The sequence below is a fragment of the Alcaligenes sp. 13f genome (genome assembly GCF_020496585.1).
Taxonomy (GTDB): domain Bacteria; phylum Pseudomonadota; class Gammaproteobacteria; order Burkholderiales; family Burkholderiaceae_B; genus Alcaligenes; species Alcaligenes phenolicus.
Genome location: NZ_JAHKKC010000026.1, coordinates 18,616 through 45,463 on the forward strand (window position 1 = coordinate 18,616; position 26,848 = coordinate 45,463).

At 56.1% G+C, this 26,848-nt stretch carries 24 protein-coding genes and 3 riboswitches; of the genes, 11 read left to right on the forward strand and 13 right to left on the reverse strand.

What is annotated here, in order from left to right; translation table 11 throughout:
• Positions 1 to 55: 55 nt before the first annotated feature.
• From KOE80_RS17355 to KOE80_RS17370, 4 genes are all read right to left on the reverse strand, one after another.
• Positions 56 to 1,390 (reverse strand): sigma-54-dependent transcriptional regulator, encoded by a 1,335-nt coding sequence (locus KOE80_RS17355; RefSeq protein WP_086060502.1) that lies wholly within the window; start codon positions 1,388 to 1,390, stop codon positions 56 to 58.
• The gene (locus tag KOE80_RS17360) at positions 1,375 to 3,108 is read right to left on the reverse strand and encodes a sensor histidine kinase (RefSeq protein WP_226349596.1); all 1,734 of its coding nucleotides are present in this window, start codon (positions 3,106 to 3,108) and stop codon (positions 1,375 to 1,377) included. Before KOE80_RS17360 ends, KOE80_RS17355 begins: the two co-directional genes overlap by 16 nt.
• Positions 3,109 to 3,255: 147 nt before the next feature.
• Positions 3,256 to 4,581 (reverse strand): dicarboxylate/amino acid:cation symporter, encoded by a 1,326-nt coding sequence (locus KOE80_RS17365; RefSeq protein ID WP_226349597.1) that lies wholly within the window; start codon positions 4,579 to 4,581, stop codon positions 3,256 to 3,258.
• A 47-nt stretch (positions 4,582 to 4,628) separates the two neighbouring features.
• The gene (locus tag KOE80_RS17370) at positions 4,629 to 6,068 is read right to left on the reverse strand and encodes an aspartate ammonia-lyase (RefSeq protein WP_042480490.1); all 1,440 of its coding nucleotides are present in this window, start codon (positions 6,066 to 6,068) and stop codon (positions 4,629 to 4,631) included.
• A gap of 529 nt (positions 6,069 to 6,597) precedes the next feature.
• Between KOE80_RS17370 and KOE80_RS17375 the strand changes: the two genes are divergently transcribed.
• On the forward strand, positions 6,598 to 7,128 hold the full coding sequence (locus KOE80_RS17375) for an AAA family ATPase (protein WP_226349598.1): 531 nt from the start codon (positions 6,598 to 6,600) through the stop codon (positions 7,126 to 7,128).
• Positions 7,129 to 7,319: 191 nt separating this feature from the next.
• On the opposite strand, the gene KOE80_RS17380 is transcribed toward KOE80_RS17375, so the two are convergent.
• From KOE80_RS17380 to KOE80_RS17400, 5 genes are all read right to left on the reverse strand, one after another.
• A complete protein-coding gene (locus tag KOE80_RS17380; RefSeq protein WP_226349599.1) occupies positions 7,320 to 7,955 on the reverse strand; it encodes a riboflavin synthase subunit alpha in 636 nt (211 codons plus the stop codon).
• A complete protein-coding gene (locus KOE80_RS17385) occupies positions 7,955 to 8,122 on the reverse strand; it encodes a hypothetical protein (protein WP_157664295.1) in 168 nt (55 codons plus the stop codon). Before KOE80_RS17385 ends, KOE80_RS17380 begins: the two co-directional genes overlap by 1 nt.
• Positions 8,107 to 8,251, reverse strand: a riboswitch (FMN riboswitch). It overlaps the preceding gene by 16 nt.
• A 57-nt stretch (positions 8,252 to 8,308) precedes the next feature.
• Positions 8,309 to 9,058, reverse strand: coding sequence for an SDR family NAD(P)-dependent oxidoreductase (locus KOE80_RS17390; RefSeq protein ID WP_042480482.1), 750 nt, complete (start codon positions 9,056 to 9,058; stop codon positions 8,309 to 8,311).
• A gap of 152 nt (positions 9,059 to 9,210) precedes the next feature.
• On the reverse strand, positions 9,211 to 10,503 hold the full coding sequence (locus tag KOE80_RS17395) for an LLM class flavin-dependent oxidoreductase (protein WP_109088588.1): 1,293 nt from the start codon (positions 10,501 to 10,503) through the stop codon (positions 9,211 to 9,213).
• On the reverse strand, positions 10,500 to 11,282 hold the full coding sequence (locus tag KOE80_RS17400) for a 3-oxoacyl-ACP reductase (protein WP_042480475.1): 783 nt from the start codon (positions 11,280 to 11,282) through the stop codon (positions 10,500 to 10,502). The genes KOE80_RS17395 and KOE80_RS17400 overlap by 4 nt, the downstream gene beginning before the upstream one ends.
• A gap of 50 nt (positions 11,283 to 11,332) precedes the next feature.
• A riboswitch (TPP riboswitch) is annotated at positions 11,333 to 11,430 on the reverse strand.
• Between the two features lie 66 nt (positions 11,431 to 11,496).
• A riboswitch (TPP riboswitch) is annotated at positions 11,497 to 11,604 on the forward strand.
• A 141-nt stretch (positions 11,605 to 11,745) separates the two neighbouring features.
• On the opposite strand from KOE80_RS17400, the gene KOE80_RS17405 reads away from it, so the two are divergent.
• Complete coding sequence (locus KOE80_RS17405) at positions 11,746 to 13,185, forward strand: sodium:solute symporter family protein (RefSeq protein ID WP_063693815.1); 1,440 nt, start codon at positions 11,746 to 11,748, stop codon at positions 13,183 to 13,185.
• Between the two features lie 78 nt (positions 13,186 to 13,263).
• On the opposite strand, the gene KOE80_RS17410 is transcribed toward KOE80_RS17405, so the two are convergent.
• The 3 genes from KOE80_RS17410 to KOE80_RS17420 form a co-directional block, all read right to left on the reverse strand.
• Positions 13,264 to 14,109: a flagellar motor protein MotB gene (locus KOE80_RS17410; RefSeq protein ID WP_223254033.1), complete on the reverse strand. Its 846-nt coding sequence runs from the start codon at positions 14,107 to 14,109 to the stop codon at positions 13,264 to 13,266.
• A 4-nt stretch (positions 14,110 to 14,113) separates the two neighbouring features.
• Positions 14,114 to 14,929 carry a motility protein A gene (locus KOE80_RS17415; RefSeq protein ID WP_009454185.1) on the reverse strand — a complete coding sequence of 272 codons (816 nt, stop codon included), beginning with the start codon at positions 14,927 to 14,929 and terminating at the stop codon, positions 14,114 to 14,116.
• 141 nt (positions 14,930 to 15,070) lie between these two features.
• Entirely contained in the window at positions 15,071 to 15,451 is a 381-nt protein-coding gene (locus tag KOE80_RS17420) for a flagellar protein FlhE (protein ID WP_042480468.1), read from the reverse strand.
• A 247-nt stretch (positions 15,452 to 15,698) separates the two neighbouring features.
• On the opposite strand from KOE80_RS17420, the gene pbpG reads away from it, so the two are divergent.
• The 6 genes from pbpG to KOE80_RS17450 all read left to right on the forward strand — a co-directional run bounded on the left by pbpG (position 15,699) and on the right by KOE80_RS17450 (position 20,937).
• Positions 15,699 to 16,703, forward strand: coding sequence for a D-alanyl-D-alanine endopeptidase (gene pbpG / locus KOE80_RS17425; RefSeq protein ID WP_086060509.1), 1,005 nt, complete (start codon positions 15,699 to 15,701; stop codon positions 16,701 to 16,703).
• Positions 16,704 to 16,875: 172 nt separating this feature from the next.
• Complete coding sequence (locus tag KOE80_RS17430) at positions 16,876 to 17,346, forward strand: LysR substrate-binding domain-containing protein (RefSeq protein ID WP_226349600.1); 471 nt, start codon at positions 16,876 to 16,878, stop codon at positions 17,344 to 17,346.
• Positions 17,347 to 17,503: 157 nt separating this feature from the next.
• Positions 17,504 to 18,493, forward strand: a complete 990-nt coding sequence (locus tag KOE80_RS17435; protein WP_045931380.1) for a Bug family tripartite tricarboxylate transporter substrate binding protein — start codon at positions 17,504 to 17,506, stop codon at positions 18,491 to 18,493.
• A gap of 45 nt (positions 18,494 to 18,538) precedes the next feature.
• The gene (locus KOE80_RS17440; protein ID WP_226349601.1) at positions 18,539 to 19,486 is read left to right on the forward strand and encodes a succinylglutamate desuccinylase/aspartoacylase family protein; all 948 of its coding nucleotides are present in this window, start codon (positions 18,539 to 18,541) and stop codon (positions 19,484 to 19,486) included.
• A 141-nt stretch (positions 19,487 to 19,627) separates the two neighbouring features.
• Positions 19,628 to 20,521: an NRDE family protein gene (locus KOE80_RS17445; RefSeq protein WP_226349602.1), complete on the forward strand. Its 894-nt coding sequence runs from the start codon at positions 19,628 to 19,630 to the stop codon at positions 20,519 to 20,521.
• A complete protein-coding gene (locus KOE80_RS17450) occupies positions 20,518 to 20,937 on the forward strand; it encodes a carboxypeptidase-like regulatory domain-containing protein (RefSeq protein WP_042480454.1) in 420 nt (139 codons plus the stop codon). The genes KOE80_RS17445 and KOE80_RS17450 overlap by 4 nt, the downstream gene beginning before the upstream one ends.
• On the opposite strand, the gene KOE80_RS17455 is transcribed toward KOE80_RS17450, so the two are convergent.
• On the reverse strand, positions 20,924 to 21,538 hold the full coding sequence (locus tag KOE80_RS17455) for a tRNA-uridine aminocarboxypropyltransferase (RefSeq protein WP_226349603.1): 615 nt from the start codon (positions 21,536 to 21,538) through the stop codon (positions 20,924 to 20,926). The genes KOE80_RS17450 and KOE80_RS17455 overlap by 14 nt on opposite strands.
• Positions 21,539 to 21,652: 114 nt before the next feature.
• Here KOE80_RS17455 and imuA point away from each other — a divergent pair, with 114 nt between their 5' ends.
• The 3 genes from imuA to KOE80_RS17470 are packed head-to-tail and all read left to right on the forward strand — an operon-like array spanning position 21,653 to position 26,833.
• The gene (gene imuA, locus KOE80_RS17460) at positions 21,653 to 22,390 is read left to right on the forward strand and encodes a translesion DNA synthesis-associated protein ImuA (protein WP_226349604.1); all 738 of its coding nucleotides are present in this window, start codon (positions 21,653 to 21,655) and stop codon (positions 22,388 to 22,390) included.
• Entirely contained in the window at positions 22,347 to 23,639 is a 1,293-nt protein-coding gene (locus tag KOE80_RS17465) for a Y-family DNA polymerase (protein WP_226349605.1), read from the forward strand. The genes imuA and KOE80_RS17465 overlap by 44 nt, the downstream gene beginning before the upstream one ends.
• Positions 23,636 to 26,833 carry an error-prone DNA polymerase gene (locus tag KOE80_RS17470; RefSeq protein ID WP_226349606.1) on the forward strand — a complete coding sequence of 1,066 codons (3,198 nt, stop codon included), beginning with the start codon at positions 23,636 to 23,638 and terminating at the stop codon, positions 26,831 to 26,833. The genes KOE80_RS17465 and KOE80_RS17470 overlap by 4 nt, the downstream gene beginning before the upstream one ends.
• The last annotated feature ends 15 nt before the right edge of the window (positions 26,834 to 26,848 follow it).

Here is a 26,848-nt window from a genome sequence, read left to right on the forward strand (position 1 = left end):
TATCCTGACAATGAAAGGCCCTATCGGCACAAACGGGAACTTGGAGAGAAAGACATTAAGACGCTGACAAACCATACTTACGGATCTTATCGTGCAGCGTACTTTTGGCGATGCCCAACTCCTGTCCAGCACGGGTCAAATTATGTTGATGCCGTCTCAGGGCCTCGACGATCAAGGCACGCTCGACCGCTTCCACCTTTTGGACCAGGGAGCTCGGTACCGTTTCTGGGGCAGCTTGTTGAGCGGGCAACGCGCTGTTAACTCCCAGCACGCAGCGGTCCGCAAAATTACGCAGCTCGCGCACATTGCCTGGCCAATGCCAGGCCAGCATGGCCTGCAGACGCTCGGAGTCTGGCTCCAGCGCCGGGCGGCCATGCCGGGCCGCCGCTAACAAAGCAAAATGTTCAAACAACAAGCCAATGTCCTCGCGCCGTTCACGCAAGGGGGGCAAGGGCAAGGTGGCCATATTCAGGCGGTAATACAAGTCGTGACGGAACTGGCCTTGATCAGCCTGCGCCAGCAAATCGACTTTCGTGGCCGCAATCACCCGGCAATTGATGGCGATGGATTGATTCGACCCCAGTCGCTCCAGCGTTCGTTCCTGCAAGACGCGCAATAGTTTGACCTGCATGGCCATCGGCATGCTCTCTATTTCATCCAGAAACAGCGTACCCTGATGTGCATGTTCGATTTTGCCAATTACCCGCTTGCCAGCGCCCGTAAAAGCGCCTGCTTCATGACCGAACATTTGACTGTCAAACAGGCTGTCGGACAGTGCGCCGCAGTTGACGGCCACAAAATTGCCCTCACTGGTGTGCCCCACCTCGTGAAGGCAGCGCGCCACCAGCTCTTTTCCGGTGCCGGTTTCGCCAAAAATGAGTACATCGGCGGCACTATTGCCCAGATTGCAGATCAGTTCACGCACCTTGGACATGACTGAAGAGTTGCCTAGTACGCGGGCTTCAATGGATTGCTTGTCTTGCAATTGACACTGCAACGCTTTGATTTCAAAGCTCATTTGGCGTTTATCCAAGGCTCGCGATACGACTTGGACAAAATGTTCCGGCGAAAAGGGCTTTTCGATGAAATCATAGGCCCCCATTTTCATGGCCTGAACGGCCATTGATACATCGCCATGGCCAGTAATCAGCACCACAGGCAAATCGCTGTCCAGCTGTTGCAGTTGCTGCAGCAAGCTCATGCCGTCGGCACCCGGCAAACGTACATCGGACACAACAATGCCTGGCCAGCCATTGTGCAGGAGGCGCAAGGCCTGTTCTGCGCTCTCGGCCTCCTCCACCCGAATGCCTTCAAGCTGCAAGGTTTGACTACAACCCAGACGTACATTGACATCGTCTTCAACGATGAGAACTGTTAGCCCTTCGTACATTTTTCTGCTCCAGGAAAGGGAAGCACAATGGTGAACACGGCGCCACCACCTGGTAAGTTATCGGCTGTCAGACTGCCTTCGCAATGTTGAATAATACTCATCGAAATAGCCAAACCCAGCCCCAGTCCTGTACCACTTTCTTTAGTAGTGAAAAATGGCTCGAATAGATGCAGCCGAGCATCCTCGCTTAATCCTGGGCCATTGTCCTGAACCCGTACCGCCACCTGCTGACCTTGCCGCTGGCTGCTGAGCTGAACAACAGGGTGCGTGTTTCGTGAAGCGCCGGCATCAATCGCATTACTCAGTAAATTAACGATGACCTGTTCAAGACGGTTGGGATTGCACTGCACTACCCCTGCATCATCTGCCAATTGAATCTGAATTGTTGCACGATGTTGGCGAATCGCGGGCTCGAGAATCAACAGCGCCTGATCGATAATCGCGCTCAAATCTGTCAGTTCTGAATGGCCCGGCGACTTGCGGGCAAATTGCTTGAGCTGAGAGGTCAGCGCGCCCATGCTGTCGACCAGATCATTGATGCGCTTCAAATTGGCACGCACGGTATCCAGATCACCGCGCTCCATGAAGCGGATGGTATTTCCTGACAAGGTACGCAAGGCAGTCAGGGGCTGGTTCAGTTCGTGGGCCAGGCCAGTAGACAATTGCCCGATGACCGCCAGTTTGCCAGCGTGAATCAGGCCCGCCTGGGTTTCTTCCAGCGAACGCGTACGTTCTTCTACTTTGCGTTCAAGCTGAGCATGTGCGCGCTCAAGCTGAACGCGAGCCAAGGCACGGTCACGCTGTTGCTGCCGGCGCAAATACCAGCTGACCAGCATCACAAACAGGCATACAAGCCCCAAAGCGGCCAACACGGCGTACAGCCGTGCCATGGAATAGACCAGATCGGTGGGTAAAAACAGGGTCAAGGTCCAGCCGTTAGCACCAAACGGAATCGTCTGGGCCAGCAGGAGTCCGCGGGTGTCATCCTCGGCTCCCGACGCCCTGCCATCAGGAGGCAAGGACACCAGCTGCGCATCCTGGCTCAACACCTTCTGGGTCAGCAAATTCAGGGGAATAATGGGCAAACCGTTGTACTGGCGGGTCTGGCGCAGATGCAACTGTACATCTTCGGTCAGGGGCTGATTGGCAGTAAATTTCCAGGCGGGCACGGAAGACAGAATCGCCACACCATAGTGATCGGACACTATCGCTGGCGCTTGAGCGAGGGTCCAGGAATCCTGCAGGCGATCCAGATCCACCTTGATGACGGCCACACCGATCACCTGCCCTGCCTGGGTGATGGGTGAGGAAATGTAATAGCCGGCCTCACCCCGTGTAGTTCCAACTCCAAAAAAGAATCCGGGCCGTCCTTCACGCGCTTCGGTGAAATAATGGCGGTAGGAAAGATCTTCCCCCAGATAGCTATCGGCCTCTTGCCAGTTGCTGGTCGCCAGAACCTGACCCTGACGGCCGAGGATATAAATCACGCGGGTCCGGGCGCGCTCGTTCAAGCGCTCCAGATGACGGCTGACCTCGCGCGAGGACCGGGTGCCCCGCTCCAATAGCCCCACCACTTCTTGATCCAGCTCCAGCATCTTGGGCAGATACTCATACTTCTCGACTTCGTGGCGTAGTGTCAACGCATACAAATCCAGACGTTGCCGCCCCGACTCCTGCAAGCTGGACAGTCCGAATGATTCGCCAGCTCGGTAAGCCATCACGCCCGCCAAGGCTGACAGTGACGCAATCAATACCAGCAACAACAGGACTTTATGAAGACGAATAAATCGGGGCAGATGCATAAAACGTAGCGGCCACTTACGCAGAATATTTAGTAGACAGCCGCTATATCGACACGGAAGACGTCAGGCGACAGCGGGTGCTGAGTCTGGGCCTGCCTGCTCGGGCTGGGGCTGGGGCTGTGGTGAGCCTGTCGCCTTGCTGTCCGCCTGGTCAGGCGCATCGATGGCACCTTCCCATTTAGCGACAACGGCTGTGGCAATGCCGTTACCCAATACATTTGTCGCAGTGCGGCCCATGTCCAGAAAGTGATCAATGCCCATGATCAATAATACACCAGCCTCAGGCAGCCCAAACATAGGCAAAACTGCTGCCACGACGACCAGCGCTGAGCGTGGTACGCCGGCAATACCTTTACTGGAAATCATCAACACCAACAGCATGATAATTTGCTGTTGCATGGTGAGCGGCACGTCATATGCCTGAGAGATAAACAGCGCCGCAAAAGCGGTATAGATCATGGAGCCATCCAGGTTAAAGGAATAACCCAGCGGGAGGACAAAACCGATAACACGCTTGCGTACACCGAACACTTCCAGTTTTTCCATCAAACGAGGATAGGCGGCTTCGCTGGAGGCCGTAGAAAAGCCCAGTAACATCGGTTGGCGGATTTCTTTGAACAGGGTGAATACCCGGCCCTTGAGCACCAAAAATCCCGCGGCAAGCAAAATCGCCCACAGCACCACCAAGGTGGCATAAAAGCTGCCCAGAAACTTGCCATAGACGGCCAAAATACCCAGCCCTTCGGTCGTGATGATATTGGCAACAGCGGCAAACACGCCCAGTGGTGCAAAGTACATGACGTAGTTGGTGACGGTCAGCATCACTGGCACTGCGCCCTCAATCGTTTGCGCCAGGATGTTGGCCTGAGGATTGCCACGCACTTTGCCCAAGGCCAGTCCAAAAAATACCGAGAACACCAGGATCTGCAAAATCTCGTTCTTGGACATGGATTCAAAAAAGTTACGTGGCACAACATGCGTCAGAAACGTTTTCAGATTCAGCGCCGAGGTATCCACCCCCAAATGAGCCGATTCGGCAGGCAAGGGAATGCCAACATTCGCACCAGGTTGGAAAATATTGGCAAAAATCAGCCCTACCGTCAGCGATACCAGCGAGGCCAGCAAAAACCAACCCACAGCACGGCCCCCGATACGACCAACAGTTGCTGCATCATCCATGCTGGCCATACCAGCAACCAGCGTGGCGAAAATCAACGGAGCAATGATCATCTTGATCAAGCGCAGGAACATATCCGTCACCATGCCAAAGTAGCTGGCAATGGCATGCGCCTGTTCAGGGGTGTCGGCCATCTTGTGGCAGATATAACCCACTACCACGCCCAGTACCATGGCAATCAGAATCCATGTGGTTTGCTTATTCAGCTTCATGCGTTCATCTCCCGTATCGGCCCGTGCGCGGGCCTGTCGGTTTTTAATTAAAGAGTTTGTTCAGTGGTTTTGGAGGCGCGCGGCGCGATCAGTTGCTCAGGCTGTAAGGCCTGAGTCAGCTCGTCCGCGCTTAACAAACCTTGCTCCAGAATCAGCTCAGCCACCCCTTTACCGGTTTCATGCGCCTGCTTGGCAATAGCGGTGGCCGCGGTGTAGCCGATCAGCGGATTAAGCGCCGTGACCAAGCCGATGGAGTTGCTGACACTGTCTGCCAGACGCTGGGGATTGGCGGTAATCGCGTCCACGCAGTAGTCGGCCAAAATCATGCATCCACGTTGCAGATGACGCAGGCTCTTGTAGAGACTGTGGGCGATAATGGGCTCAAACGCGTTAAGTTGAAGCTGACCGGCTTCGGCCGCAAAGGAGACAGTCACATCATTACCAAAGACTTCAAAGGCAATCTGACTGACGGCCTCTGGGATAACAGGATTGACTTTACCGGGCATGATGGAAGAGCCAGCCTGGCGAGGAGGCAAATTGATCTCACCAATGCCTGCACGTGGACCACTTGAGAGCAGACGCAAGTCGTTGCAAGTCTTGGACAAGGTGACGGCAATGCGTTTCAAGGCACCGGACAACTGTACGAACGCGCTGCAGTCCTGCGTGGCCAGAATCAGATCCGATGCGCTACGCAGACTGATACCCGTGTTCGAGGACAACTGGCGCGTAACCAGTTCGGCATAGCGTGGCTCCGTATTGATCCCCGTCCCGATCGCCGTCGCGCCTAGATTGATTTCACACAGCTCTTGCATGGCCTCGGTCAGACACAGGCGATCTTTGGCAATCATGCCGGCGTAAACCGCAAACTCTTGCCCTAGGGTCATGGGGACTGCTTCCTGCAACTGCGTGCGCCCCATTTTCAACAAATCTTTGAAAGCGTGAGCTTTGCGATCAAAGGCTTGCTGCAAATACTCCAAGGCAGTCAGTAAACGGGTCGCACCCTGATAGGCAGCCAGTTTCAAGGCGGTGGGGTAGACATCATTGGTAGATTGCCCCAGGTTTACATCCTCATTAGGGTGAAGGAACGCGTACTGCCCGCGTTGGTGACCCAGAATTTCCAGAGCACGGTTAGCGATCACTTCATTCGCATTCATATTGGTAGAAGTTCCTGCACCTCCCTGAATCACATCCACCACAAAATGGTCGTGATGCTGGCCAGCCTCAATTTCCCGGCACGCCTGCACAATCGCTTCTTTCTTGGCGGCATTCAGCGCCCCCAGCGCATGGTTGGCCTGTGCGGCGGACGCTTTAATCTGTGCCAAGGCTCGAATCAAATCGGGGTAGTTGGCGATAGTTGTCGCTGTAATCCTGAAGTTTTCGACGGCTCGCAAGGTATGTACGCCAAAATACACCGAGTCAGGTACGGGGCGCGTACCCAGCAGGTCTTTCTCCAGACGAGTGTTAGCCGTTGCGGCGCAATCAGTCATGTCATCTCTCCGTTTTTATTAAGGGCCCCAATACTGGGGTTCTTGTACGGAGTTAAAAGCAACAACTGTGCCAAAACTCTTTACTGACATTAGACTATTGAAAAACAAGTCATTTTTTGTGTACTGATTGTATTAGCGCCAACAATACGCCCCCTTTCTGTTCGAATATCCGAACAGAACAAACTCTAAAAAGACGGAAATCCGAACAGAATGCATCAGACTGTACACGTGTGCCCATGCGTTGATCGGTAGCGAGCCGCGTCACCCTGCAGCTTCGTCACCAAAACCGCCCTCATTTTGTTGAAGACGTTTTTTTCAATGCTTATATTTCTTTTCCGTTAATTGCATTTTTTTATTTATGAAAGATCTCTACCTACCAGCGCGTTAGGAAGTTATGTACTCTAGGCCAGGCATTTCACCATTTCCCGCCCCAGCCTTAAAATAAAGCCGCCTCCTTCCCTCCGGTCTTAGTTTCGGAGCGCAGCGCATCGTCGCCAAGCCTTTATCCTCTGTCAATCTGGATTTCTTTATGTCTACATTTGTCCTCATCTCCGGCTGCTCCGGCGGCGGCAAATCTACTCTGTTATCCGAGCTGCAAAATCGTGGCTATACGGTTATCCAGGAGCCTGGACGGCGTATCGTTCAGGAGCAGGTGGCCAATGGTGGCTCTGCCCTCCCCTGGCAGGATATGGAGGCATTCCTGAAAGAAGCGATAAAGGTCGCGCAGACTGACTACTCAAACGCGCCCAAAGATGACCCTTGGGTATTTTTTGATCGAGGATTGATTGATGCGGCAGCTGCTTTAGAGGAATTAACAGGCACCCCACTGCTGGACGAACTCAACAAGACTCACCCTTATCATTCACAGGTGTTCTTAACGCCTCCCTGGCCGGAAATATACAAAGCTGATCCAGAACGCCGTCACGATATGGACGCCGCTTTGCATGAGTATGAGCGTCTGGAGCGTGTCTATCCCCTGTTGGAATACCAAGTACACCTGCTGCCAAAAACAAGCGTAGAAAACCGCGCTGATTTTGTCTTGGAAACACTGAATCAATAGCGGATCAAGTCTTGGTGCGCAGCGCATCAGACTATTGGAAAATGGCTGATCGTCACTAGAGTGGCTATGTTCTCAAGCACCTGTACTGCATTTCATCCCGAGCTTTATGTGCGCCTAAAAAGCACCGACACACAAAAAAGGGCCGCCAGTTTTAGAACTAGCGGCCCTTTTCACTTCATTCAAAAGGCTAATCAGCCTTTCAAACCAGGCATCACGCGCGACAAGGTTCCTGCCACCGTACGCTCCAGCACATCGACCAGAACAACCGTCTGCTGATCCACTTCGATATTGAGCCTATCGCCCGCCTTGTAACGAGAAAATGTTGTCTGGCGCAATGTTTCGGGAATCAGATTGATGGTCACAACGCCATCTTCCACGTCCGCCACGGTCAGGCTGCAGCCATTAACACCAAGAAAACCACGCGGGAACACATATTTCGCCCAGTCTTCCGGCATCTGAAACCGCAGACGGTTACCGGCCTCGGTAATGCTCAATTCCAGCACTTCAGCAGTCGTTGCGATATGGCCAGCCATCACATGACCACCAATTTCCTCGTTCAGCTTGGCCGATCGTTCGATATTGACCAGATCACCCGTCTTGAGCGTGCCCAGGTTCGTCCGCTCCAGCGTGACGGGAATCGCATCAAAAGTGACTTTGGGGCCGGAAATACTGGTCACGCTCAGGCATGTGCCTTCCACGCTGACACTGGCGCCCAGTTGCAGATCCACCAGCAATTCGTCGGTGAACTCAATTTCAAACTCGGTACGGCCCAGCTCGGCCTTGACCGCAGTAAGAGGACGAACCGCTTTAACAATTCCGGTATACATCAGCACGCTCCTTCGCAGAATTCATGCAAAAGACCAACGGCTAATGCAGGGGAGATTTTCAGATTTTTCATTTGAACGCATCCTTGATTAAACAATGCGTCCTCCGGGCAGCAATAAAACACGTCGCTGCCTTGATCACACGGCAGCGATGCTTCATCTTCTTTCATCCGGACTCTCACCGTCGGCCCAGGTTTCTCACCTGATCTGCTGACCTTTCCCAAGGGGAAAGCGCTCGCGGGCTGGGGAATGGCTCCCTTACCGCCGGTGGGGAATTTCACCCCGCCCTGAAGACGTTTGCAGTGTAAGACCGGAGCCCAAGTCTAATCAAGCCAGACCAGGGCCAGTCACCAAGCTTAAGCCTTGCGATGCACGCTCAAGCCTGCAAAGCTTTGCGCCACAGGCATCAACTCGATGTAGTTGACGTTCATATGGGCAGGCGCATTCATGATCCAGGCAATGGTGTTGGCGATATCCTCGGGCGTCAACGCATCCACGTTCTGGTAAAGCGCAGCGGCTTTATCTTTATCGCCCAGACGAACGGTAGAGAAGTCCGTGCCGGAACAGAGGCCAGGAGCCACGGTAGACACACGAACTGCTGTGCCCGACAGGTCGGCGCGCAGATTCATGCCCAGATGATGAACAAAAGCCTTGGTAGCGCCGTACACATTGCCACCCGCGTAAGCGTATTCGCCCGCGGTCGAGCCCAGATTGATGATGTGGCCCTTGTTCTGCTTGACCATACCTGGCAGCAAGGCGTGCGTAATGTGCAGCAACGCGCTGATATTGGTGGCCACCATGGTGTCCCACTGATCCATCCTGGCGTCTTGCGCCTTGTCCACGCCCAGCGCCAAGCCGGCGTTATTGATCAGTACGTCGATTTGGGGGTAACGAGCTGTCAGATCGGTCAAAACCGCCTCGGCACGCGCGCGATCAGTCAAATCCACGCTGACCGGTACAAAACGCTCGCCCAGCTCGGCCGCCAGAGCATCCAGCTTGTCCTGACGACGCGCCAGACCCAGCACAGTATGTCCTTCAGATACCAATTTACGGGCAAGCGCAGCCCCAAACCCTGAGGAGGCCCCGGTGACAACGGCGGTTTTCATAGTGCGATCCCTATACAGCTCGCTGCTCGTTAAGCAGGCGACAATTAAAGCATTAAGGATAGCAAACTTCAGGAACTTCGTAGCCCCTTCCCCCTAGGGAAAAAGCGGACAAATCCGTCCATGGAAATGTCCGCTATTTTCTGATCCGGGCATCAAGCCGCGGGACGCTCCAGGCCAAGATGGCCACGCAAGGTGGCGTGCTCGTATTCCTGGCGGAACAGACCGCGTTTTTGCAGAACCGGAATCACCTGCTCAACAAAATCACGAATGCCATTGGGCAAGGAAGGTGGCATCAGATTAAAACCATCCGCGCCTTCATTGCGCCACCATTGCTCAATCTGATCGGCAATGGATTCCGGCGTACCGACCATGGTGCAATGACCACCACCGGCAGCGATCCGTCCCAGCAATTGACGTACTGTCGGTTTTTCCATCTCCACAATACGCAGCATGGTGGCATAGCGTCCTTTGGGACCTTTGAAGCTTTCCAAAGGCGGTAGCGGTGGCACAGGCGCATCCAGCTCCCAGTTCATGCAGTCCTGGCCGACAAACATGCCCAGCTGACGCAAGGAAGTCTCGGCTGGCAAAAGCTCATCCAGTTCCTGCTGCTTGCGGCGTGCCTCTTCCATGGTGGAACCCACATAAGTCACCAGACCTGGCATTACGGGCACATCCACGCCTCGACCCGTTTCACGCACGCGTCGTTTGATATCGCGGTAATAGGATTGAGCCGAAGGCAAGTCATACGCCACGGCATAAATAGCCTCGGCTTTGCGTGCAGCCAAATCCCGGCCTTGTTCAGAGGCACCCGCTTGAAACAACACAGGCTGGCCTTGCGGCGAGCGCGGCAAGGTCAAGGGGCCATCAACCAAAAAGTGATCGCCCTTGTGCAGGATCTGGCGCACCTGATCCACTTTGGCGTAATCACCCTTTCGGTCCATGACCAAGGCGCTGTCGCTCCAGGAGTCGAACAGTTTCAGGGCCGTATCCACAAATTCTTCAGCCCGCGCGTAGCGCCAGGCATGGTCAGGCATGGCTTCGTAACCGTGATTACGTGCCTCCGAATCGAACATGGACGTGACCACATTCCAGCCCATGCGTCCTTTGGACACGTGATCCAACGAACACAACATGCGCGCTGCCACAAAGGGCGTGTAAAAAGTGCTGGAAACGGTGCTGATCAGGCCGATACGCTCGGTGGCTCGCGCCAGCGCGGCCATCATGGTCAAGGGTTCCAGAAACCAGCGTGGGCCATCAGATACGTTATCGCTGGACTGGCCATCGGCGAAAAAAATGGCGTCCAGCTTGCCGCGTTCCGCGATCTGCGTCAGTTCTTCATAGAACCGCACATCGCCTAAACGCTCGACCTGCGAATCCGGGTGACGCCAGGCTGCTTTGTGATGCCCGCAGCCCATGATGAACAAATTGAAATGCAGCTGTCTCATCCGTTTTTCACCAATCCACCGTCAACAACCAGATTCTGTCCTGTTACGGCACGAGCCCACGGACCGGCAAAGAACAAGGCCGCATCGGCAAATTCTTCGGGTGTGGTCACGCGACGCAGCGGTGTGCTTGCCGCAATCAAATCAAACACCGCTTCAGGCGTGGCCGCAGACGCATCCGTTGTGCGCAGCAAGCCACCGGAAATCATGTTCACGGTAATCTGATCCGGTCCCAGATCGTGTGACAGGGTGCGTGTCATGGACAACAAGGCAGCCTTGGCGGCGGTGTAGTCGTGATAAGGCACCACGGGGTTCTGGAACAGGTTCGTACCAATATTGATGATGCGACCAAAGCCCGCTTGCTTCATACCGGGCAAAGCCGCTTGTGTGGTGTTCAAGGCACCGCCCACAATGCCTTCCAGCTGCTGGTTCAGTTGCGACCACTTCAGGGTATCCGCATGAGGACGGGCATCGCCGTTAAAGGAAAATTCAGGCAAGGCGTTATTGACGACCGTAGTGATGGCTTGGCCAAAATGCGCCTGGGCCTTGGCAAACAAGGCTTGCACAGAAGCGGCGTCCGTTACATCGGCCTGCACAGCCAGACATTGCTGCGGAAACTCGGCCGCCAGCGCTTGGGCGGCTGCTTCACTTTTCAGGTAGTTGATGACAACCTTGGCGCCCTGACGTGCAAACGCACGTACCAGACAAGCCCCCAGGCCGCGTGCGCCGCCGGTGACCAGAACAAGTTGTTGGGAGAGTTCCGAGACGTGTTCCACAGACATGACATTCCTTGCAAAAATTCGGCGAGGATGTCGGCCCGGTTCGGACGCAGGGCTATGGCTTCGGACATCCCTTCGCCAGTATGAGCTGGATCAGGTTCGACGGGTTTTATCTCAGCCCTTTCCAAGAAGGACACCCCGTGCCGCAGGCAGACCATAGCATAAATTGGCCTCAACCGTATTATTGACATTTGAAAGAAGCTCTCCTACTCTTTCAGCCTGTTCCTGGGGGAGTCCTTAACGGGCTGAGAGTCCGCATTCAAGCGGTAACCCTTAGAACCTGATCCGGATCATGCCGGCGAAGGGAAAGGAAACGCGGCCTGGCAGCCTGCCCGCTCTTGTCTGTGCGGCGCATTCACAAGCTCACACGCCCCATTTCAATCCCTCCATTTTTCTGCGCCCTGCTCTGGCATCCCGCCAGCTTGGCCGGTTTGTGCCTGTTCAATCAGGCTTTTGGGGAGATCTCATGCTGGACCAAACTGCCACCCTCCTGTGGCTGATCGTTTTTTCTGCTGCTTTTGCCCTGGCCGGAGTGCTGTACGCCCGCCACTATAAAAACTCGCTTGAAGACTTTGTGGTGGCCCGCAATAGCCAAAGCTCCGTCGCCACCATTCTGACTTTACTGGCCTCCTCGCTGGGCGCGTGGATTCTGTTCTCGCCCGCGCAGGCTGCTACCTGGGGAGGTCTGAGCGCTGTCATCGGCTATGCCATCGGTTCCATGTCGCCCCGTCTGGCCATGATTCCGCTGGGCAAACGCATGCGTGAACTGCTGCCACGCGGCCACAGCCTGAGCGAATTTGTGATTGCCCGCTACGGTCGCCCCATGTATGCGCTGACCTTGGTCATCATGCTGTTTTACATGTTCATCTCCATGACGGCTGAAATCACCGCCATGTCCAAGATGATCACCCTGATTGCCCCGATTCCTTTGTGGGTCACAGCCAGCATTGTGCTGCTGGCCACACTAATCTACACCTCTTACGGCGGGCTGCGTGCGTCCATCTTCACCGACAAGGTGCAGATGTTTGTCATCCTGCCCATGCTGTTCCTGATCGTGATGTTTGGCTGGCAAGCCGTAGGCGGCCCGGTACAGCTGTTTGACAGCGTCAAGCTGGAAGCTCCGCGCCTGATCGAGCTCAGCGACCCGGTCGGTATCAAAGCCGGGCTGACCTTCTTTGTCGCCATCTTGTTAACCGGCCTGTTTCACCAGGGCAATTGGCAACGCATTTATGCTGCCAAAGATACCCAGTCCATGCGTCGCGGCTTTTTGCTGGGTGGCCTGTTTGTGGCTCCCTTCATTTTCCTGATGGGTTTGTTTGGCCTGGCTTTTGTCGGCCTGGGTTCATCCGGTGACAGCTCCGTGGCCTTGTTCAACGTTATTTTGCCGCATGTGCCGGTCTGGTTCCTGGTGTTGCTGATTCCTTTGGGCCTGTCTCTGGTGATGAGCAGTGCCGATACGGCCATCAGTGCTGTCTCCAGCCTGATTGCGGTGGACCTGGGCCGCATCATGCCCCATCGCAATACCGCGCAAATGATGAGTCTGGCTCGCTCCCTGATCTGGGTTTGCTCCATCCCGGTGCTGTACGCTTCTTCGCAAGGTTTCAGCGTGCTGTACCTGTTCCTGCTGGCAGACTTGCTGTGCTCGGCAGCGGCGTTCCCTGTGTTCTTTGGTTTGTATAGCCGCCGCTACGATGGCTTTACCGCCACCATCAGCACCCTGGGCGGTCTGGTTGCCGGTCTGGCCGTGTTCCCGCGCCCTGATGGGCCAATGGATTACTTGCTGGAGTCCTTCTTGCTGGCCGCCATCGTGCCGGTACTGATCAGCGTTCTGATCATGCCCTTGCGTCGTCATCTGCCCAAGTTTGATTTGGGAACCTTGGCGTCCTCCACACGCGTACTGGACTGACGTCGAACGCGTTGAACGCAAGGCTCAAAACAACAACCCCGGTTTGTATGTCGCAAACCGGGGTTTTGTTTTAAAGGCTTATTGCACGGGGGTTTCAGCTTGTGGCTGAGGGGTCTGCACAATGATTTCAACCCGTCGATTCGTCGCGCGTCCTTGCTGCGTGGCATTGTCACCTAAAGGACGGGTATCGGCATAACCGACCGCGCTCAGGCGTTGGCTGCCTATGCCATTGGCTTCCATATAACGCACCACGCTGCCTGCACGTGCACCGGACAGCTCCCAGTTGGAAGGATAGCGATAGCTGCGAATAGGCACCGAGTCCGTATGGCCTTCAATCACAATCGGATGGGTGGATTTTTGTAATACAGCCGCCAATTGACGCAAAACCGTCAAGCCTTCCAGCCCCAGATCCGCACCGCCCGAGTTGAACAGGATCTCGCTATTGATGCGAAAGCTCACGGACTGATCATTCATGACCACGTCAATATTGTCGCCCAGGCCATCCAGATCCAGACCATGATTACCCCTGCCTTGACCTTCACCCAGGCCGGCATCAGGAAACAGACCCGCGCCTGCAGGCAGCACACCGGCTCCATCCTTGCCCGCTTGTGCAACAACCGTCGCCCCGCCCTGGCCTTGCCCTTGCGCAGCCGTTTGTGCCCGCTTGCCCGCAAAGGACAGCATCACAATCATCAAGACCAGCAACAAGGTCATCATGTCCAGGTAGGTGGTCAGCCAGGCCTCTTCCTCCTCGGGTACGGCCAGCCCCGGATCATTCCAGGGGCGGCTGCGACGGCGGCTGCCCAGATTGCTGGCCAGTTGCTGTTCAATTTTGGCTCCTCGGGCTTGCTCCAGTTCCTTTTGTACGGCTTTCTGGCGGTCAGCCAGTTCACCCAGGGTCAGGTCCTGCTCCATGTTTCCCATGGGATCAACCTCGCTCCGGAGCCGGGTCCGCGTCATCGTCGCGGCCACCCCGGTCATTGATCTCGTCCTGATACTGGGCCATGAAAGAGTTGAGTGTTTCGCGCATCAAGGCCGGGCCACGACGCTGGCTCATCATGGACACACCTTGCATGATCATGTTCATCAAAACCACGCGCTGCTCGGTACGGCGCTCCAGCTTCACGGCCACAGGCTTGAACACCAGATTGGAGAGCAGCACACCGTAGAACGTCGTCATCAAGGCCAGCGCCATTTGCTGACCAATCGAGGTAATGTCACCATCGCCCAGCAAGAACATCAGGTTGACCAAGCCAATCAGCGTGCCGACCATGCCGAAGGCGGGCGCAAAGCTGGCCATCAAACGAAACAGTTGCGCTTCTGCGTGTTCACGAGCACGCAAACGGCTGATGCGCCATTGCAGAAGATCTTCAATATCTTCCTGGGGAGCCCGGTCAATCACCAACTGAACGCCGGTTTTCAGAAACGGGTTGGCCACTTTTTCCAGTGCCTCTTCCACTGCACGGATATCCCCCATCATCCACAGTCGGGAGATATTGATCAGCTCATCCATGTCCTGCTGGGTGTACAAGCGCTCGTTGCGCAGCACGGTTCCGATCAGTCCAAAGATACGGACCACTTCGCTTAAGGGATAGCTGATAAACGTGGCGGCCAAGGTGCCCACCAGCACCACGGCCAGACTGGGCAGGTCCACAAACAAGGCGGGGTTTTCTGCCGTAAAAAACAAGATCACGGCAAACAGCAGCACGCTGGCGACGATGCCGATCAAAGTAGAGGGGTTCATGCACAAGTCCTGGTTATGGCCCGATGGGCATCAGGACTACATATCGGCAGTAGCGCAGGTTTCTTTAGGCTTGTACTTTGAGGTGGATCAAATACAAGCAGAATTAAATCGTTTATGCAGAAACGGTCTCCGCATGTCGGGCTATCGCTGGTAATTCACCCGGATCGATGCCCGCACCCGAACCGCCTCGGTGCTTCCTGCCCAACTCCAGACTTCATGCTCCAGCACAAAGCCATGACGTGCATCCTGGCCGGCAAAGGCCCGCGTGCTTAATACCGAACCGTTCATGTCCACGCAAGAACCGCCTTGCAAGCACAGACGGCTTTTCAGCACGGCTCGGCCGTTATGGTCATAGCTGACCTCCACCTTCCCCAGTGTGCTCGCCTGCGAGCGTATCGCCTCTGGCGGCATGAAGCTTTGTTGCGTGCGAGGAGAGCTTGTGGTGATGGCATTGCTGAGCTGTTCGCCATCCCAGGCCAAGGATGCACTGTGCCCTATTGCAGGGACACTTCCCAATGCCATAAAAACAAATAAGGGATTTAAAAAACTGTTTATAAAAACAGGGTTTGTATAATTCCGGGATTTCAATAAAGGCATAAGCTGTGTTTTTATACAGATAAAAATAAGTTTCATGATGATACGGTACAAATATCTTAAATTTTTTTTAACTTTGAGCCGTAAGATACTAATATAAAGAGGATTTTTTCTGGTAGCATAAGCGCATAAATTCTATCCGCCCTTCTGTTTCTCGCCTACCGGGAACTGAAAAATGCCTCAGACCAGAACAAACAAATTCATTCGACGCGCGCTATGTGTTTTATTTCTAGCGCCTTTTTCGATTTCGTCCTTTGCGCAGACACTGGCGCTGGCCGAGCCATCCACACTGGATGAAGCCACAGCCGCCATCAGCTACAACGTGCCGCATCTGGTTTTTGAAAAAAACCTGCAGCCCATCAGCTACAGCGAAAACGACAGCCGCCGCGCTCTTAATGCCCTCAAGCACGACGCCCTGATCCAGCATGCAGCCCTGCGTTCGGAAATTGCCTTTGTGCAGGATCTGGAATCGTCCACCGTGCTGTACCAGAAAAACAGCGACGCTGTGCGCCCCATTGCCTCCATCTCCAAGCTGATGACCGCCCTGGTCGTGGCCGAATCCGGCCTGCCCATGGATGAAATGCTGGAGATCATCGACGAAGATGTGGATCGCGTCAAACACTCCAGCTCGCGTCTTAGCGTTGGCTCCAAGCTGAGCCGTGCCGACATGATGCACCTGGCATTGATGTCCTCGGAAAACCGGGCTGCCCATGCACTGGGCCGCAGCTACCCTGGTGGCCTGCCTGCGTTTGTGCGCGCCATGAATGACAAGGCTCGCGCCTTGGGCATGCGCAATACGCGTTTTGTGGAACCCACCGGCTTGTCCAGTGACAACGTGGCCAGTCCACGTGATCTGGTCAAGCTGCTGACTGCCACCAGTCAGCATGCCCGTATCCAGCAATACACCACGAACGATCAGTATTCGGTACAGCCTGTACGGGGTCGTCAGCTGGTGTTCAACAACACCAATCGTTTGGTGAAGAACGCCAACTGGGATATTCAGGTTTCCAAAACCGGCTTCATCAACGAGGCAGGCGAATGCCTGGTCATGCTGACCAAGATCGAAGATCGTGAAGTGGCGATTGTGCTGCTGAACTCTTCAGGCCGCTACTCGCGTATTGGTGACGCCGTACGCATCCGCGATCTAGTTGAGAAATCCAACGGTCTGGCCATGCTTTAAGACGTCTATCACGCCTGAATACCACCACCTCAAATTCAGCAGTCCCTAACGCCCCAAATCCTGGCTATTCAGCCAGTTTTGGGGCGTTTTTATCGGGCTTTGTTATTGTTCCCTCTTTACCCCTTGCCTGGGGTGTTGACCTGCCTTCCCTCTTGTAAGGAGCGCCCCTTTCGTGTCCCAGCTCAAATTGCTTGAAGACTTTGTGACCCTGGCTCGTGCGGGCAGTTTTGTCCGGGCGGCAGAACAGCGCCATGTCACGCATCCGGCATTTGGGCGCCGCAAGAACGGTACGCCTTTATATGAGCTCAATGCCGATAGTGGGCGCAGCATCCCTTTGATCTCTTATTCGGGTGGTTTGGCCATGGCCCGTATTCTGGGCGACAAGCTGCACCACTTTCCTTACCCGCTGGTCAGCACGGTGCGTTGCGACTCGCTGGATACCGCAATGGGTTCGGTACTGAAAGGCATGGGCGTCGCCTGGTTACCCCTGTCCATGATTGCCAATGAATGTCGCCGTGGCACCTTGGTGCAACTGGGCGGCAAAGGCGATGAAATTGCCTTTGAGGTGCGCTTGTACCGCTCCCGGGCTCCACTCTCTGATCTGGCTGAGTCTGTCTGGGCGTTCACCCAGCAGGGTCGTTAACTTCACCCCATCCGAAAAAGCACGGTCATGTGCTGCAACGGCACATTCAGACCCGTTGCAACGGACACAATACCCTTTCATAACTAAGGATATACAGGCCCGCAGCGCCAACCCTGGCCGCTGGTCGGAGACCTATCCATCGAACGGGGAGCACATCATGTCTTTTTCCTTCTCCAAGCGCAGCTTGGTTCTTGGCATTCTGGGCGCCTGTAGCCTGCTGCAAGCCTCGGTCAGCCACGCCGACACGTATCCCTCGCGCCCCCTGACTCTGGTCGTGGGCTACCCTGCTGGCGGCAGTGTGGACCTGACAGCGCGTTTGCTGGCTGAAGAGCTGAGCAGCCGTTTAGGCCAGAGCGTCGTGGTCGAAAATGCAGGCGGCGCCGGTGGCACCATTGGTGCTCAACGTGTACAGCGTGCCGCCGCCGACGGCTATACCCTGCTGCTGGGCTCCACCAACGAAATGATCATCGCCGGCATGATCAACAAAGCCGTGCGCTACGACGGGCAAAAAGACTTCACGCCCGTTGGCATGATTGCGTCCCAACCCTTGCTGCTGGCCGCCTCCAAAGAATCCGGCATTCGCTCTGCTGCAGACTATGCTCAAAAGCTGCGTGCTGCCGAACCGGAAGCCTTCAGCTTTGGTTCCTCGGGCGTCGGCACAACGCTGCACCTGGCCGGTGAAATGGTAAATGCCTCTACCGGCACCACCGCCATGCACGTGCCCTACCGCGGCGTGCCGCCTTTAGTCTCGGACTTGATGAGCGGACAACTGGATACGGCTTATCTTGTCCTGTCCTCTGGCCTGTCACAAGCGCGCGCCGGTGCGATTGTGCCTTTGGGTATTACCGAAACCAAGGCTTCTCCTGCCGCTCCGGAAATCCCGCCGCTGGCCGATACCCCCGGCTTTGAGAAGGTCGACATCAACGTCTGGTTTGGTTTGTATGGTCCCAAGGATTTGCCTGAGTCCGTCACCAACACCTTGCGCCAGGCTCTGGACAGCAGCCTGCAGTCCGCCACCCTGCAAGAGAAGATGCAATCCAATGGGGCCACGCTTTACGCCCCTGGCATGAACGCGGCAGAGTTCCAGGCCAAAGAGGTCGACAAATACGCCCGTCTGGTCGAGCTGGCCAAGCTGCAAGCCGAATAAAACACATGCGCCCCGATTGACTGCCGGAGCGCTGGAGTCTTCACCATGCAATTTTCTCTTTCTTTCCCTGACATTCACGAAGAGCGTCGGGGCAATACCGGTGTTCCTGGCCTGTGGTGTCTGGATTCGGGTAAAGCAGGCCGTACCGTCATGATCAGCGCCCTGAACCATGGCAACGAGCTGTGCGGCGCCTGGGCCTTGAAAGCGGTACTCGCCAGCGGCTTGCAGCCCCGTCGCGGCAAACTGATTCTGGCCTTTTGCAATCTGGACGCCTTTGATCGCTTTGACCCTGCGCAGCACGACGCCAGCCGCTATGTGGACGAAGACATGAACCGTGTCTGGAGCGATCAAAAGCTGTCGCAAACACAGACACAAGAACAACGACGCGCACGGGCCATCTTGCCTTGGCTGGAACAAGCCGACTGGTTGCTGGATCTGCACTCCATGCATGAACCCAGCGCCCCCTTGCTATTGACCGGCACCTTGGCGCGCAATATCGAACTGGCGCAAGCCTTGGCCGCCCCCGAGCATGTCATTGTGGATACGGGCCACAAGGATGGCGTACGCATGCGCGATTACGGTCGCTTTTCTGACCCGAATGCCCATGAGACTCGCTCCCTGTTGCTGGAGTGCGGCTTTCATGGCGATCCGGATACGCCAGCTATTGCACTGGACCTGATTGCCCGCTTTCTGCTCGCGGCCGACATTATCGACAAAGAAGACTTACCCGCGGACTGGCGCCGAGCCTCGCCTGATCAGCAGCGCATTTTGCAAGTTACCCATGCGATTGTTGCCCCTTCCATGCAAGTCAGTTTCAGCCAGAACTGGCAAGGTCTGGAAACCTTGACCAAGGCAGGCACATCGATTGGGCAAGCCGATGGCCAGCCCTTGCTGACGCCTTACGATAATTGCACCTTGGTGATGCCTTCACTGCGCCAGCTACGCCCTGGTGTCACCATCGTTCGTCTGGCACAAAACTACGCCGCGCCCTGAGGCCCGTTCAAAGACCGTTTCACGCTGGCGTTCAAACCCTGAACGCCAAGCCCAAAGCGGCATTCTCAATACCGAGAAAAAAAGCAAAACTTGGCGGTACTTTGGCTACCAAAGCCTGCATAGCCATCCTACAATCGGCACATGTGCATCGCTTATATCGCCGTCGGAGTTAATGCAGATTGGCCGCTGATTATTGCCGCCAATCGCGACGAATATCATGCTCGCCCCAGCCAGCCGGCTCAGCCCTGGCAGGACGAACCCCAGATTCTGGCGGGTCGGGACCTGCAGGCCGGAGGCACGTGGTTGGGCCTGACACAACGCCGTGGACGGCTGGCCCTGCTGACCAATTACCGCGAAGCGCCCAGCAGCAAAAACAGCAAGCAGCGCTCACGCGGCGAGCTGATCCCTCAGTTCCTGGTCGATAAGCGCAGTCCCGCCGAGTATCTTGAACAGTTGGCCAAAGAAGGGGCCGACTACGCAGGCTTCAATCTCTTTGTTCTGGAGTGGCCTGACACGCAACAGCCTGTGCGTCTGGGCTATTACAGCAATCGCCACCCCAGCGGCCGCCCGCAAAAACTGGAACCGGGCGTGCATATTCTGAGCAATGCCTGGCTTAACACGCCTTGGCCCAAAAGCCTGTTCCTGAAAGAAACCTTGCAGGCACAACGGTTTGACGGCTCGCCACAAGCGGTAGAAGGCTTGTTCCAGGGATTGCGCAATCAGGAAGTTGCTGCCGATGCCGACTTGCCTCAGACCGGACTGAGCCTTGAGCACGAACGCTTGTTAAGCAGCCCATTTATTGTCAGCCCCGATTACGGCACCCGCTGCACCACCGTTATTACCATTAATCAGCATGGGCACGGAATGCTGCGTGAACGCAGCTTCAATCCCCAGGCGGAACCCGTTCGTCAGCATGACTGGCCTCTTTTGTGGCCCAGCTTTCATCCTGACAGCCCGCTCCCCCCCTCTCATAACAGCAACAGGGCCACTGATGGCCCGCTTAGCCACCCTACTTCAAGCAAGGAAACCTCATGAGACCTCATCTTTCTTTGATCGGCATTGCCATGTCGCTGGCCTTATTGAGCAGTCCCGTCGTGCACTCTCAGGAGTTGCCGCCCAGTCAGTACTACGGTTCAACCGAATACATTAGCGGCGGGATAGGCAGTGATGAAGCCCAACTGTTTCGCATGGTGCGCAACACCTTTCCCTTGTCCGTCAATTTTTCAGCCAACCAGGGCGAGCGCGTCGGCTATATCTCCGATGTGCAACTGGTTATCCGTAATAGTGGCGACCAAACTGTGCTGAACAGCCTGATCGATGGTCCCTACTGCCTGATTCGTCTTGCACCCGGCAATTACAAGGTGTTTGCGACTTACCAGGGCCAAACCCAGGAACGCCAGGCCAGTATTGTTGAAGGTCAGCCCCGCGAGCTGAACTTCACCTGGAAGTAGGATAGTTACGTTCATAGGTTTCCAGGCCCATGGCCTGGATCTGCTCTTCGATCAAATGCTCGAAGGGCCATAACAAAGGGCTGAAATCCCGCTTCGGCTCCATAATCTGCATCAGCCGGACAATTGCTTCCAAGGTAGATACGGCCTGAGGGTCGGGCGCTTTACGCAGTCGGTAGCGCGACGCCTCTCCTTCAGGCAGCACCCAATACGGCAGGGTGTGCAAGACCGGATTGCTGTGCAGGATCAAACGTGCCTTGCGCCAGGTGCCATCTGGCACCACAATCAAATCCGGTTTCTCTTCCAGGGCTGTTGAACCTGCCACCTTGGCCTGCGGCCCCGGAAACAGCAAGACAGGGCGATGCGCCCGTGCCAAGCGGGCCTCCAGTTCATCAAACTGCTCTCCCACCCATAGCTCCGTCCCCCTCAATCCCAAATACGCCAGACGTGCGGTATTCAACGCATGCCGGGCTTCAGAATGATGCTGCAAGATCAGCACAGGACACGCCGCGTCTATTGAAGGAATCAAGGGACACAAGCAACGAGCCAAAGGCCGCTGGCATTGAGCGCAACGGCCTGGACGGGAGGAAGCGGAAGAATTCATGCGAGAGCGCCAAACAGAAGGCCACAGTATATAAAAGTTCTGCTTTGAAACAGATGCCTGGTTTGCTGACAAACAGTTTTACTGTATATTTATACAGCAATAAGGAGCACACCTATGGCAAGCGCACTTCGTTCCCTTTTAGACCTTCATCCCTCCTTTTGGACGGGCAAGCATTATGCGCATGCCGCAGGCGCGTGTCTGCCCAGCGGGTTTGACGCTCTGGATGCCGAATTACCGGGAGGCGGCTGGCCTGTAGGCAGCCTGGTCGAACTGCATGCACCGCAGGACAGCAGCGCCCTATCTTTATTGCTGCCAGCCCTGAACGCTCTGCAAGCAGAGCGCTTGCGGGTTTTGGTTGCCCCGCCCTATCAACCCATGCAACAGCTGTGGCACGGCACCCCTGCGACGACTGGGCAAAGCTCTTCTTCAGAAAACGCCTTGCTCGCCCGGATGATCTGGATACGCAGCCAACACCTGAACGACACCTTGTGGGCCAGTGCCCAGGCCCTGCGTCACGGCCATTGCGCTGCCGTGCTGAGCTGGTTGCCTGCCTATGTGCCTTTAGCGGCCTTGCGTCAGTTGCAGCTATTAGCCAGCCAAAGCGACAGCCTGTTTTTTTGTTTGCGTCCGGCGCACAGCCAGGCCAATAGCCCGGCCCTGCTACGCCTGGAACTTCAGACTCGGCAAGACCAGCAAGGACAGCCTTGGCTGGATGTTCATATCCGTAAACGACGTGGGCCACCTTGCAAGAACAGCATTGCTTTAGCGCCCCATCACACCTTGATGCCGCCAGCGGCCATTCCGTCCCATGTACCTGTGCCTGCGACTGCCCCAGAGCCTGCTTACGCCTGAGGCCAGCCCCAAGCAGCAGGACGATGTTCAAGCAATTTTGCTGCGCTACAGTCCCCAACTGGCCCAGGTTCAAGCGGATTTATGGGTACTGAATATCAGTGCCAGTATTCGGCTGTTTGGTGGTTTGCGCCGTCTGTATCACCAGGTTCAGGCTGATTTGCAGACTCTTGTTCCCCAGCCCTGTCTGGCCCTGGCCCCAACGGCACGCGCCGCCTGCTTGCTGGCTTTATCCAAACGCAAACAGCGCCGTTGCGTCCGTCGTTTGCAAGCCTGCTTGAACCCGCTTCCTGTCCACTTGCTGGCCCCACCCGCCGACCAGTTGCAGTGGCTGCATAGTCTGGGCTGCCATACCCTGGGCCAGTTACATCAACTGCCCCGTGATGGTTTATCCCAGCGTGGATTGCGCGGTCTTTTAGTGCAATTGGATCAGGCCTACGGCACACAAAGCTGGACGCTGGAATGGGTGCATGCCGCCCCGCAATTTACGCGCAGGCTGGAAATGGATACCCCGTCCAATAACAAACCCACCGTCTTGCGGGCCTTGAACCGCCTGTTGATCCTGCTGGAGGCCTGGCTGAATCAATATCAACTGGCTTGTGGACGCCTGGAACTGATGCTTCACACGGAACGGTACAAGGACTATCCCATCGCCACCCGCCTGGAGTTGCAGATGGCCCGGTCCTGCTGGCGCAGCCAGGACTTTCTGCCTGTATGGCAAGAACAGTTCCAGCAGCTGCAATTACATGCCGCCGTACAAAGCATGGTGCTGCAAGCCCAACAGCTGCACCCGCGCCAAACCCATGCCAGCAGCCTGTTTCCCGATGCGCGTCATTGGCAAGAGCAAGATCAACAGCTTCTGGAACGCTTGCAGGCCAGACTAGGGGCTGAACAGATATTGACGCCTGCCGCCCAGGCCAGCTATTTACCGGAACAAGCGAATCAATGGCTGCCCCTGTCCAGCAGCCAGCCTAGCGCTCCTAGCAATGCCAGCAGCCCGGCCTTGCAACGTCCCTGCTGGATGCTGGACCCGGCTCAGCCTTTACACCACGATCAGCAATCTCCGCTGCTGGATAATCAGCGCCTGCGCCTGGTTCAAGGCCCGGAACGGGTACAGACAGGCTGGTGGAGCGGTGCCGGGCATCAACAGCGGGACTACTTTATTGGCCTGTGTCCGCAAGGACGCTTGTACTGGGTTTACCGGGACCTGAGCCAGGAACACGCCTGGTATCTGCACGGAGTCTTTGGATGAAGCCCCACATAGACCTCCTGTATTCCGAGCTGGACTGCCTGTCCAACTACAGCTTTCTGAATGGTGCGTCCCACCCCGAGGAGCTGATCAGCCGCGCCGCCGAGCTGGGCTACAAGGCGCTGGCCTTATGTGATTACGCTTCCATGGCCGGTGTGGTACGCGCCTATGCGCAGGCCAAGCTGCATCCGGAGATCCGCCTGCTGGTCGGAAGCCGATTCCGCTTTACGGGCGCGTGGGACAGTCCAAACCCACAAGGCACCAACCCCGAAGCCAGAGCCAGCAACGATACTCAGGCTCATGAGCTGCTGATTTTGCCGCGCAACAAGGAGGGCTACGGCAATCTCTGCCAATTCATCTCGCACCTACATCAATCGCTGGACTTGAAGCAGGAGGCCTCCATAGACTGGTCTTTTTTGCAGCAAGCCCGCCAAGGTGCCCAACAGCAGGTTTTGCCGGACTGCCTGCTCATCTACAAGCCTGCGTATGGCCTGGATAGCGAGCACATCCAGCGTCAAACACAAAATCTGCTGGACTTGTTTGCAGGCCGCCTGTTTTTAGGGGTCAGTCTGCACAGGCGTGATCAGGATATGCAGCACTTACGTGCTGTCAGGCAGGCGGCGCAAACGTGTGGCGTGCGCTGTGCCGCTTTGGGAGGTGTTCATATGCATGTGCGCTCTCGCCAGCCCTTGCACGATACGTTGACCGCCATACGCCTGAAAACGCCCGTGCAAGAATGCGGTTGGTCCCTGGCCAGCAATGCCGAGCATCACTTGCGCACTCGCTTTCAGCTGGCCAATCTCTACCCCGCCGAGCTGCGCGAAACCACCGAGTACATCCAGGAGCTGTGCCAGTTTTGTTTAAGCGAAATCAAGTATGAGTACCCGGTCGAGATTGTTCCACCCGGTCTCAGTGGCATTGAATATCTACGGCAGGAAACCGAGCGCGGCGCGCAGAGGCGCTACCCCAAAGGAATCAGCGACAGCTTGCGTACTCGCCTGGAAGAGGAACTGAGCCTGATTGCGGACCTGGGCTACGAGTCCTACTTCCTGACCTTGCACGACATCGTCGGCTACGCGCGCAGTCAAGGGATTTTGTGCCAGGGTCGGGGCTCCGCCGCCAATTCGGCGGTGTGTTATTGCCTGGGTATTACCGAAGTTGACCCTGCCAGCAGCCACACCTTGTTTGCACGCTTCATCAGCCGGGCACGGGCGGAACCACCCGATATTGATGTGGACTTCGAACACCAGCGCCGCGAGGAAGTCATCCAATACATTTACCGCAAATATGGCCGCCAGCGAGCGGCCTTAACGGCGGTGATCACCACCTATAGACGCCGTAGTGCCTTGCGAGATACGGGTAAGGCACTGAGCATTCCTCAAGCTTTGATCGAGGCCTTGATTCAATGCGATCGAGCCTGGCTGAAAGACACCCACATTCAGGATGAAGTCCTGGCGCGTTTTCCTGAATGTCCGCCCGAGCAAGCGCATCAATGGCTGTCCTTGACCCGTCAGCTAATGGGCTTCCCTCGCCATCTGTCTCAGCATCCTGGCGGTTTTGTGATTTCACAAACGCCCTTGCACAGGCTGGTGCCCATTCAGAACGCCGCCATGCCGGGGCGCAGCGTTGTGCAATGGGACAAGGATGATCTGGATGTGCTGGGCCTGTTGAAGGTCGACATTCTGGCTTTGGGCATGTTGAGTGCCTTGCGCCGTTGTCTGGACAGTATCAGCCAGCAAAAAGGAAAACCGTTTCGCTTACAGGACATTCCTTTGCAAAGCGCCAAAACCTTTCGCATGATACGGCGGGCCGACACCATAGGCGTGTTCCAGATCGAATCCCGCGCCCAGATGAGCATGTTGCCGCGCCTGCGCCCCCAATGCTTTTATGACTTGGTGGTGCAAGTGGCCATTGTGCGCCCCGGCCCCATTCAAGGAGGCATGGTGCATCCTTATCTGGAACGTCGTCGCGACCACAGCAAAGTCGACTACCCCGCCCCCGAAATCCGCCATGTACTGGAACGCACCTTGGGCGTACCGATTTTTCAGGAACAGGCCATGGAGCTGGCCATGGAAGCAGCGGGGTTTTCAGCCGACAAAGCAGATGCCTTGCGGCGAGCCATGGCCGCCTGGCGTCGTCGTGGTGGTTTGGGGCCTTTTGAGCAGGAACTGCTGGACGGCATGGATGCCAGAGGCTATGCCCCCGAATTTGCTCAGCGCCTGTTCGATCAGATCAGCGGTTTTGGGGAATACGGTTTTCCTGAAAGCCACTCGGCCAGCTTCGCCAAACTAGCCTGGTTCAGCGCTTATCTGAAGGCACGTTATCCGGAGCACTTTCTGGCGGCCTTGCTGAACTCTCAACCCATGGGTTTTTACGGCCCCAGCCAACTGGTTCAGGATGCACGCCGGCATGGCGTTCAGGTCTTGCCCGTTGATGTGCAATACAGCCTGTACGACAGTCATGTGTGTTCCGCGCCAGGCAGTTCGCGTCAGGTACGGCTGGGCCTGCACATGGTCAAAGGCTTGAGCGAACAAGGGGCACAGGCCATCGTCAATTACCGGCAAAATCACCCGGAACGTATGCTGAATCTGGCCTGCCTGCGCCAGGAGCTGGCCCTGTCGGCCCACGATCAACAAGCGCTGGCCCAGGCCCATGCCCTGCGCAGTGCTTATAGCCAGCGCCGCCACAGTGTCTGGGATGCCCGCCGCCCCAGTCAGACAGGTTTGCTTAGCCATGCGGAAACGCCGGACCACACTCCAGATCTGCCGCGGGCCAGTGTGGGGCTGGAGGTATTAAGCGACTACCAGGCCGTGGGCCTGAGCCTGGATCGTCACCCCTTGTCCTTGTTACGCACACAGTTGGCCCCCTTGCGATTTTCAACAGCAGAGCAGTTGAACCAAGCCTGCCCGGATCGGCGTCTGGCACGGGCTTGCGGGCTGGTGACTACCCGTCAACGCCCCGGCACGGCAAAAGGCACTGTCTTTGTGACGCTGGAAGATGAAACCGGCAGTGTGAATGTGATCGTGCGTGAAGAGCTGGCACAGGCGCAATCCCAGGCCTTGCTTCAATCTCGCCTGCTGGGTGTCTATGGTGTCTGGCAACGTGATGGCAGCGTATGTCATTTGATTGCCCGCCGCCTGGTGCCCATGAATCATCTGATTGGTGATCTGGCCGCACGCAGCCGAGATTTTCAATAATCGGATTTTTCCCTA